This is a genomic window from Undibacterium sp. TC4M20W, from assembly GCF_049340245.1.
GTDB lineage: Bacteria > Pseudomonadota > Gammaproteobacteria > Burkholderiales > Burkholderiaceae_D > Undibacterium.
Genome location: NZ_JBMPPI010000020.1, coordinates 112,459 through 121,922 on the forward strand (window position 1 = coordinate 112,459; position 9,464 = coordinate 121,922).

General features: G+C 49.4%; 7 protein-coding genes. 3 read left to right on the top strand and 4 right to left on the bottom strand.

The genetic code is table 11. The annotated features are described in order from the left end of the window. Positions 1–2: 2 nt before the first annotated feature. From ACO0LL_RS21175 to ACO0LL_RS21190, 4 genes are all read right to left on the bottom strand, one after another. Complete coding sequence (locus ACO0LL_RS21175) at positions 3–2,111, bottom strand: tetratricopeptide repeat protein (protein ID WP_422952794.1); 2,109 nt, start codon at positions 2,109–2,111, stop codon at positions 3–5. 73 nt (positions 2,112–2,184) lie between these two features. After that, positions 2,185–2,922: a YoaK family protein gene (locus tag ACO0LL_RS21180; protein WP_422952795.1), complete on the bottom strand. Its 738-nt coding sequence runs from the start codon at positions 2,920–2,922 to the stop codon at positions 2,185–2,187. Positions 2,923–3,060: 138 nt separating this feature from the next. Continuing rightward, positions 3,061–4,575: a tryptophan halogenase family protein gene (locus ACO0LL_RS21185; RefSeq protein ID WP_422952796.1), complete on the bottom strand. Its 1,515-nt coding sequence runs from the start codon at positions 4,573–4,575 to the stop codon at positions 3,061–3,063. Between the two features lie 159 nt (positions 4,576–4,734). Continuing rightward, on the bottom strand, positions 4,735–7,470 hold the full coding sequence (locus ACO0LL_RS21190) for a TonB-dependent receptor (RefSeq protein WP_422952797.1): 2,736 nt from the start codon (positions 7,468–7,470) through the stop codon (positions 4,735–4,737). A gap of 744 nt (positions 7,471–8,214) precedes the next feature. Here ACO0LL_RS21190 and ACO0LL_RS21195 point away from each other — a divergent pair. From ACO0LL_RS21195 to ACO0LL_RS21205, 3 genes are all read left to right on the top strand, one after another. Continuing rightward, on the top strand, positions 8,215–8,394 hold the full coding sequence (locus ACO0LL_RS21195; protein ID WP_422952798.1) for a hypothetical protein: 180 nt from the start codon (positions 8,215–8,217) through the stop codon (positions 8,392–8,394). A gap of 88 nt (positions 8,395–8,482) precedes the next feature. Beyond that, positions 8,483–9,154, top strand: a complete 672-nt coding sequence (locus tag ACO0LL_RS21200; protein WP_422951108.1) for an energy transducer TonB — start codon at positions 8,483–8,485, stop codon at positions 9,152–9,154. A gap of 50 nt (positions 9,155–9,204) precedes the next feature. Beyond that, on the top strand, positions 9,205–9,464 hold a 260-nt coding region (locus ACO0LL_RS21205; RefSeq protein WP_422952799.1), incomplete at its 3' end, for a hypothetical protein.

Genomic DNA, 9,464 nt, shown 5'->3' on the forward strand with positions numbered 1-9,464 from the left:
ACTCAGCTTTTCCATTGCCTGATTGCCGTGCTGACTACACCTTGTAGCACATCTGTTTTGGCCGCTAACTGCCTTAGATTCTGCCGTTCCTGCGCCGACAGTTGTGGATTGCGTGAGCGGATAAAATAAGCCGCAGCCAGCACATCTGTTTCAAAATCTACTTCATCCAGGTTCACTTTTTCGCCCCGCACATATTGCTCAAAAATCGACAAATCGGCTTTGCGCATATGCATCATCTGCCGCAACTTGTCCTGAGTGGTTTTGTCATTGATGCGGCTGGCTTCGCCATATAACAGCGCCAGTTGATCAGCCCCCAGATGCTGGCGTACCTGTGTCGTGTTGATATGCTTTACCAAATCCAGTGTCTGCTCGGGTGAGCTACGCAAGCTGAGTGAGAGCTTGACCATGGGCAGGTCACGATGCTCTGTCTTGTTCGGTGGCAGGCCAGCTTTGGCGCGATAAATATCCAGGATATTGTCATTCTCGTCGTCCGGCATGCTGCGCAAATACTTTTCCGGATCACCAATTCCCTGTTGTCTGGCTATTTCATTGAATTCGACAGTGAACATGGCTCTTTCCAGACCTTTGCTGTTATTGATTGCTGCATCCAGTAATTTCAGGGCATCAGCGGAGCGTTGTTGCGTCAGCAACAGCTTGATTTCTGTATCCAATAAATAGCTGGCATTTTCTGGCGACAGCTTATGCAGTTGCTGCAAATCCTGGGCCGCACCGCGACTGTCGCCATGAACAAATTTACGCCAGGTAAGGCTGCGCAGGATATTGGCATCTTGCGGGAATTTTTTCGCCAGGTTTTTCATTGCCTGCAAGCCTTCATTACCGCTCAATAGCGAGGCATACAGGTATTGCTCTGACGAAGAGTCAGCAGCCTGACTGGCGCGTTGGGCATATTCCTTGAGCATGATGTCATGCTCGCCGATATCATCACGCAAATCCTGGATGCCGCGCTCCAGCAATACATTGTCCGGATGTATTTTTAAAACCTTGCGGCTCAGGCGCAGCGCTTCTGCGCGCGAGATGCCATTGGCGACATACAGGGCAATATCAGTGGTGCGCGTATCCCAGTCCTTGATGGCGGCATAGGCTTCCAGCGCTGGCAACATGTCTTTTTCCAGACCGTGGCCAAATGCATAATTCAGGCAGGACATCACAGCAGGTGTGTCAGCCTGGTTGACGACAGTCAATTGTTTGGCGCTGACGCTGCTTTGGTGCTTGCTCATGCTCTTGGTTTGCGGCGGTTCTGTGAACAGATACTCGACACCGGCAAATTCCAGCAGGCGCTTGCCACAATACACGGTCTGGCTGCCAGCCTGTCCGGGCGTAGCTGGTTTGACTTTGCTATAGATGATGGTGTTTTCTACCAGTGGGGCAGCTCCGGCGATATTCCATACGTTAAAGCGGTCAGTACTGGCCAGTGTCTGATCATAGCTATCGATGATGCCGGTCTTATCGCTACTTGCTTCCCCTGTCAAATGGCCGACTGGTAGCGTCATCGTCGCGCGCCCTTGCGCTGCCACGGTCAGGGTTTGTTCTCCTATCCTCACTTTGACGGGTATGTCAAAACCATTCAGTATGGTCAGATTCTGGGTGCTCGCTTCCTGATAGCTGGCCGCCGCACCAGTCAGCACCATGATGACCATGGCCAGCGCCAGGCCACGTGTATATAACCAGCCCATGATGCCCAGTGGCGCACGCGCATAAATCTGCCATTGCCTGTCGCCAGTGCTGCGCACTACGTAAGATCCCATGGGAACCAGCGGGATGCCGAACAAAATGACAAAAGCATGCAGGGCAATATGGCTGCCGTCGGTATCCCGTTCTGATTCACCGACAAAACTGAAGCCGACCGAATTGATTGTCCCCAGTGAAGGCGTACCTTTCAAAGGTTTGGCAAACAGGCGGCGTTCAATGGTCAGCTCCTTGAGTACATCCTTGTGCTGTGGAAGGCGACGGAACAGGCGTGCCAGCACCAGGGAACGATAGACCTTGAATGGATCTCCAGATTCTATGGCCCGGCTGATTTTCGGGTCATCGCTAAAAGTGCGCAACTCTGGCACACGCTGGAATAAATTGGCTGGATCAGATATGGACATACAGGTTTATGAAGAAGATAGCCAATAATAATAAATTGAAATAAGGGATGTACAAACGATTACGTGAAAAGCATCAGGCTTTCCTGAAGCGTGGTGCCAGCGATAAAACCACCAGCGCAGTGGCGATGGGCAGGATAGAAATAAAACCGAAATGCTTGAATCCGTAAGCGCCAGTCAGACAGCCGGAAAAAAACGAGAATACCAGCAAGCCATGCAAACGCAGTTTTTGCAGATTGGCGCCCACTTCGTTTTCATGGTGAATCTGATCTTTGTTCCTGTTCCAATACATCATTTTTCCGAGCTCTATACCTATATCAGTGACCAGGCCGGTGACATGGGTGGTACGTATCTCTGCCTGTGAGATTTTAGTGATCAGCGCATTTTGCAGGCCCATCACATAACAGAGCAAGACGGTGGTTAAAGAAACGGTGATCAGGGCATGTTCTTGCAGTTCAGTACCAACCAGGCCGAATAGCAATAACAGCGCAGCTTCCAGCAGCAAGACCGGGGTATAGATATAGCGAAACTGATTGCGTCTCGCGTAGTTGACCATGAGGGCTGTGCAGGCTGCTCCCCAGGCAAAGGCCACAAGCATGAACAGCGCGGCAAATGCAGGCAGTAATTTACCCAGCACCAGATCGTCGGCAGCAGAAGAAAGCATGCCCGTCATGTGCGAAGTATATTGTCCTACTGCCAGAAAACCACCCGCGTTCAAGGCGCCGGCCACACATGCCAAGCTCACTCCCAGATGCAGATTAGCCCGGGGAGTACGCTTGGGTGAAGTCAGCTTGGCGAGATAATTGATGGGCATGCAGGAAACGATAGAATTTTTGCCAGTCTGAGCAGAGTTTAGCTGAAAAACTGGCAAAAATGCACGTCCACCTGCATTTGCTTGCTTTGAACATGTTGTTTGCTACGTGCTCACTTCTCTATTTCCGTGACAGTCAACTCACATCGCAGGCTTTTGCTTAGCCAAAAAACTGCGGTGATCCTGAAAATTCAGGGCGCAACGCTGGATAAAATCACCGAGTGGATATTGTTGTTGCTGTTCACCAGCAGTTGTTTTCTTTTCTGCATCGGGGAATATGCCCATGCCCGCCAGCAAAGCGTACCAGGAGGCTACCGGGTAATACTTCTCTATATTCTGACGGCGTATTTCATCGCCCAGATCACGACCTTCCAGCCAGGTCGAAAAGATGTGCTTGAGTGAATCAGGCATCCTGTGCAGGTTGGCTGCGTTAGCCTTCCAGTATTCTGTATCTGTCCTGGTATTGGTTTTGTAATGGGCGATGATGTAATTCCTGTGTCCGTCAAAATAATCATTGATTTCCTGGTTATAGACTTGTTGAGCCTGTTCGCTCAAATCACCTTTTTCCAGGAACAGGCAAAAGATCGCAGCGGTCATTTGCGTCAGGTAAAGTGCCGTCGCCTCCAGCGGCTCGAGGAAACCCTGTGAGAGCCCGACAGCCAGACAATTCTTGTTCCAGTGTTTTTCCACACGGCCGAGTTTCATCTTCAGATGACGTGCTGGTGTGTCAGAGTCAAGCGTGCCAATTTTTTCGCGCAATTCTGTCTCTGCCTGATCTGCCGTCGTAAAAGCCGAGCTATATACATAGCCATTGCCATAGCGATTTTGCAGCGGTATTTTCCAGGCCCAGCCATGCTTCATGGCAGTGGATACGGTCAGCGTGGGAATTTTGTCGCCTATGTCGGTAGGCATGGCAATGGCTGAATCGTTAAGCAAATTATCTGCGTAACTGACAAAAGGTGTTTTCAGTGCCTTGTCTATCAGGAGAGCAGAGAAACCTGAGCAATCGACAAAGAAATCTGCAGCCAGTTCACTGCCATCAGCCAGGCTGACGGCGGCAATATTCCCTTTTTCATCCAGTCGGGCGTGATCGATATGCGCCTTGATATGTTGTATGCCTGTCTGCAAGGCTTTCTTGCGCAGGAATTTGCCGAGTAGCATGGCGTCGAAATGATAGCCATAGGTAGTAAAGAAAGGGAAGTTGTGATCACCGATAGGCGCAAGGCAACTGTCAGCCAGTTGCGCCGAAAGAAAAAACTTGTTCGGCAAGGCACAGACATCTGCCCCTTGCAAGCGTGCTTTGACGTTGTCGATAAAGGATGGCAAGGTCAGATTATCGATCATGGTCACAAACGGGTGAAAATAACTCGCATGACCGGGTTTGCTTGACCAGCCATCAAAGGCAATACCGCTTTTGTAGGTGGCATTGCATTCAGGCATCCACTCTGCTTCCTGTATGCCCAGGGTATCGAAGAAGCGTTTCATGACTGGTGTTGAGCCTTCGCCTACACCAATGACGCCAACGGTTTCTGATTCTATGACGGAAACCTGTATGCCCTTGTCCTTGACGGAATGAGCAATCAGCAGTGCTGCCATCCAACCGGCAGAGCCGCCGCCGACAACCAGGATTTTTTTTATGGAGTCTTGTGTAGTCATATCGTTTGTTGTGAAGATAGCAGTATCAGAAGAATATCTGACAACAGGGTTGCAAATGAAAAAAAGTGATGGGGCAGGCATGCACCATCACTTATAAAGCGGGAAGCAGAACAACGAATCAACTTCCCCGCATTTACCGCTATAGCATTACAAAACAGCTTACATCTTCGCGTGCAAAGTCAGGAAGATTTGACGGCCATTTTTATACAGGGATGCTGGCAAATCTGCTGCACCTGGTGTTTTCCAGGTAGAGCTGACCAATGGGTTGTTGAGATCTTTACCATCCAGAGAGATGGAGAAGCTGTCATTGATCTGATAAGCCAGTGTCGCAGACAAAGTACCGATATCGTTCTGGTAAGCGGCGCTGTTACGGCTGGTACCATTCAGGAAGCCGGAACGATAGCTGTATGTCAGACGTGCGCTGAACTTGCCATCTTCATAGAATGCACCGATGTTGTATGCATTTTTGGAAGTACCGATCAGAGTACAGTCAGGAGCCAGCAAATCACCGCACTTGGAACCAGGAGCTGCACCTGTTTCTTTACCCAGTGTGTAAGTGTAGTTAGCGTTGATACCAAAACCTGCTGGCAATGCCTGGATGTAAGCCAGTTCCAGACCTTTAACTTCGGCCTGGGTATTGATAGGCGTACTCATTGCATACACAGTGTTTTTCTTCTGGATCTGGTTGTAGAACGTGCCTGTGCTTGCGCCGTAAGTCACGTAACCATCCAGAGCCGAGTAGAAAATATCAGCAGAGACCAGGGATTTTGGAGCGAAATACCATTCCACACCCAGATCTACTGTGTTTGCACGGATAGGTTTCAGGTTAGGGTTACCACCGTTACCTGTACCTTGTACGTCACGCAGATCCAGACCAGCCATTTGACCCAGTTCAGGACGGGCCATTGTGCGGGAAACACTGAAACGGGCAACCATGTCTTTGTTCAGATCCATGCGGAAGTTTGCACTTGGCAGGAAATCGACATAATTGTTGTTATAGGTACGTGGCTCAAAATTACCGGAAGCACCGATCTCATTACGTGTGACTTGCTCGCTGGTGCGGGCAACACGCAAACCGAAATTACCGCTGATGCCTTCGCCTGCAAAATCAGCCATCACATATGCAGATTGTGTTGGTTCTTTAATGGAGAATTCATTTTGCAGCAAATGACCAGAGTAGTTGGTGTATTGCGCCAACCAGGCATTCACAGAAGCTTGAGAGAAAGTCCAGTAACCTGCACCGTTAGCACCCAGATCATTGAATATGGCTGGGAAAGCTGTCAAACCAGACATAGGCAAGTTGGCTGCATTGCTCAAACCTGGCAAAGCATTGTTACCGATAGAAGTCAGATCACGCTTGTGTTCAGCAGCACGGAAACCGAAACGCAGAGTAGGGATGCTGGCGAGATTGGTTTTGAACGTGCCGTCGATTTGTGCGTAGTCTTCCTTGTCATTGGCAGTTACGTGTGAACCGTAAGTGTATGGTGCGCCAGGTGTGCCAGGTGCGCCATTGTTAAAGCCGCCGATAGAGAATTTGTCAGCACCAGGAGTGACATAAATCACAGGCTTGTCAGAACCCTGAACTGTGTAGCTACCACCTGTCCATGGCATCCAGATACCCATCGCACCACTGATCGTGTTGCCCAGGCCTTTGGTTGTACCCACTTTACCGGCAAGCGTCAGTTGATCATTGACGCGGAAAGAGCCGTCGATGTTAAAGAACTGAGACTGGCTTTCTGCTACAGGACGGGAGAAAATTTCCTGTACAGAGCTGGACATGCCACTACAAGGTACGCAACCGGCAGGATTACCAACGGACAATTGGGAAATAACGCCCTGGCTCAACGTGCCACTGACAGCGCTGGTTGGGAAACCAGTTGTTGCCCAGGATGGTCCGACGAAACGGCCCAGGGATTGCATGAAGTTGTGATTGACGTTAGGTGCATCCAGATGAGACTGGAATGCAGTGATGTCAATGCTCACATCCTTGGATGGTTTGAACTGGAAGTCAATCAAACCGCCTTCGCGGGTACGTTGCTGTTCAAACCAGGCTGTACCACCCAGATAGTTGGTGACTGCGCCAGAAGCTGGCGATGTTGCTGTGTTGGCTGTACCAGCACCTTTGATAGCGCTATCGATAGGGCTGCCAACATCAACTTTATCCCACCAGATTTGATTCTCTTGACCAGCGCGGCTCAGAGTACGTTTTTGGTGGAAAGCCTGCACCAGAATACCCATGGTAGATGCATCATTTTTCCATGCGATCAGACCGCTCAACTGAGGATCAGATTTGCCGGAGTTGGCAGAGTTGACCAGACCGATACTTGCCTGTGCATTGAATTGCTTTTTGAAATCCAGTGGCTTGCGTGTTTCGATATCGACTACACCTTCAGCACCGCCATCAAGCAGGTTGGCTTGAGAGCCTTTATGGACTGTTACGCGGCCTATCAGTTCAGATGGGAACAAAGAGAAGCTGACGCTGCGGCCACCGCCAACGATATTGTCGGCAAACCAGTCACCGCTCGATACTGAGTGACCATTAAGTGTTGTCAGTGTCAGGCCAAATGGTGTGCCGCGCAAGGCAACGCGATCGTTCTCACCAAAGCTGCCTTCGCCGCCACCGGCTGCAGCAACGCTGACGCCAGGAACGCGTTGCAGAGAGTCAGCAACGTTTTTATCAGGCATCTTGCCGATGTCTTCGGCAGTGATGACTTCAACGAAATTATCAGCGTTACGCTTTTGATTCAAAGATTGCTGCAGGGATGCGCGAATACCAGTTACAACCACTTCTTGAGGCGCTGCGGGCTTTGCTGCCTCTTGTGCTTGCGCCTGCATGGCAACGCTCATGATCAGTACCGCAACAGCGGACGCCACGGGCGTTAAATTGTTCCTCATTGGACTCATTTTATTTTGCATTTATTTCTCCTTCGGTTAAGACCTGTGAAAAGCTTTAGATCCGTGACAAAAAATTGCTTCCTCCCCCATACCCTACACACTTGATGTTTTACCAGTGAGTATTTTCGGTACAACCCGCTGCAGTAAAAGTCATTCAGAGTTAGCTACCACTCGAAACAACAACACCGGATGTGAAGCACTTTAGTGGTGACCAAACAGGTTGTCAATCGGTATCTAAGTGGTATCTGTACGATGTTTAAATGATTATCTCTTTGATATGTGTATTGCATATATCTATTTGTTTTTATTGAATAAATTATTCTTTTCAAATTTGGAAGATGAGAAGTGGACTGATGTTTTATTCCCACATGTGGTCTTTAATTGTTCCTTTTTTAGTCAATAAAGTGGATTTGAAGTGGCTTTGAACTTGGTTTTTTAAATTTATTTCGATATACCTTGAGTGCGATATTGATGAAGGTGTTCTGCACACAAAAAACGCAGCTAATTTTTCCTTTGTAGCGCTAGCAGGCAGGGGTGTTGCACACATGTTGTCGTGTTCATTTGCTTGGTGTGTCGCGTGATGAGCTAAGACCAGTTGCAAAAAAGTGTCATTGTTTTGAGGTAACTTTTTTGCTGAAACGAGGCTTGCAGTGGCTTCTAATTTACGCTTGTGATGACGCGCTTATGATGGTGGTTATAATTCCACATAGATACCTCTTGACAACCAGTTATGAGGACACTAAAGTGAGCCAGATTCTAAAGGCTGACAGTTCTTCAGGCACATTGATGGCTGCTCAGGGCAAGATGTACGCGAGTGGTATTTTTGTGTTTTGCGGCAAGAATAAAGTTCAAGACATGCTTGTACCTGCAAAATTGCTGACATATGAATTCCTGCCGCATCTGGTCCAGGCATCTTTGATGTAGTGCAATCTGCTCTTGTTTGAGTGACCGTACTACCCATGTACGGGAACTGGCTGGCGAAAATATCTTCACAATAATAAAGGGAACAGTAATGGATTTTTCAAATCGCCAGCAAGAGCCGGGGAAGAAGTTTATAGGCTTGGGGCTGGTTATCGCATTTCACGTACTGGTGGTATATGCCCTGGTATCTGGATTGGCGCGCAAAGCGATGGAAGTGGTGATCAAGCCAGCAGAAGTCAAGCTGGTAGAAGAAGTCAAGCCGCCACCACCGCCACCAGACACACCGCCACCACCGCCACCGAAATTGTTGGCCCCGCCGCCACCGTTCATTCCGCCACCGGAAGTTCAGGTACAGCCACAGCCACAACAAACGCCAGCGATTACTGCGGTCTCCAATGTCAAGCCAGATAACCCGACCTTGAACAAGGCCCCGCCAGTTGTAGCGGCGCCGACAGAAGCCAAGGCCACAGGCCCGGTCACCATACCAGGCGTAATCGACTTCAACGTCGGTGGTTGCAAACCGGAATATCCACGCGCCTCCCTGCGCAATGAAGAAACCGGCACCGTCCTGTTATCCGTATTGATCGGTGCAGACGGTACAGTTGCCGACGTCAAGATCGACAAATCCAGTGGATTCCGCGGTCTCGACAATGCGGTGAAATCCCAGTTGATGTCAGGTTCCTGCAAAAACAAACCAGGTACCGTCGATGGCAAGCCACAACAGACCTGGGCCAAAGTTCAGTATGTATGGAAGTTAGAGTAGTCGAAACCTGCGCAGGCTACTGCGCAAGCCCAGCTTGAGCCTGCAGATTTTTGCAAGTTCGTCACCGTACATCCGTACGGTTGCGCTTCTTAACTCAACCTGAACTTGCTCGCTACGCCCGCACAGGCTTCTTGACGGCACCAAACAAGTTTAATGAAAAATTAAATCTTAAAGCAGCAGTAAATAAAAACAGCAGTAAGCAATACCAACCTTATTTTGTTAAAAGGAAGCACCTCAATGAAAACCCGTTTCTCCGCATTCCTGGCTGCAACACTCCTGGCCTTGACAGCCGCCGTTGCCGTCGCCCCTG

Coding starts and splice junctions, on each gene's coding strand:
- ACO0LL_RS21175 (WP_422952794.1), bottom strand. CDS start 2,111: ATGTCCATATCTGATCCAGCCAATTTATTCCAGCGTGTGCCAGAGTTG.
- ACO0LL_RS21180 (WP_422952795.1), bottom strand. CDS start 2,922: ATGCCCATCAATTATCTCGCCAAGCTGACTTCACCCAAGCGTACTCCC.
- ACO0LL_RS21185 (WP_422952796.1), bottom strand. CDS start 4,575: ATGACTACACAAGACTCCATAAAAAAAATCCTGGTTGTCGGCGGCGGC.
- ACO0LL_RS21190 (WP_422952797.1), bottom strand. CDS start 7,470: ATGAGGAACAATTTAACGCCCGTGGCGTCCGCTGTTGCGGTACTGATC.
- ACO0LL_RS21200 (WP_422951108.1), top strand. CDS start 8,483: ATGGATTTTTCAAATCGCCAGCAAGAGCCGGGGAAGAAGTTTATAGGC.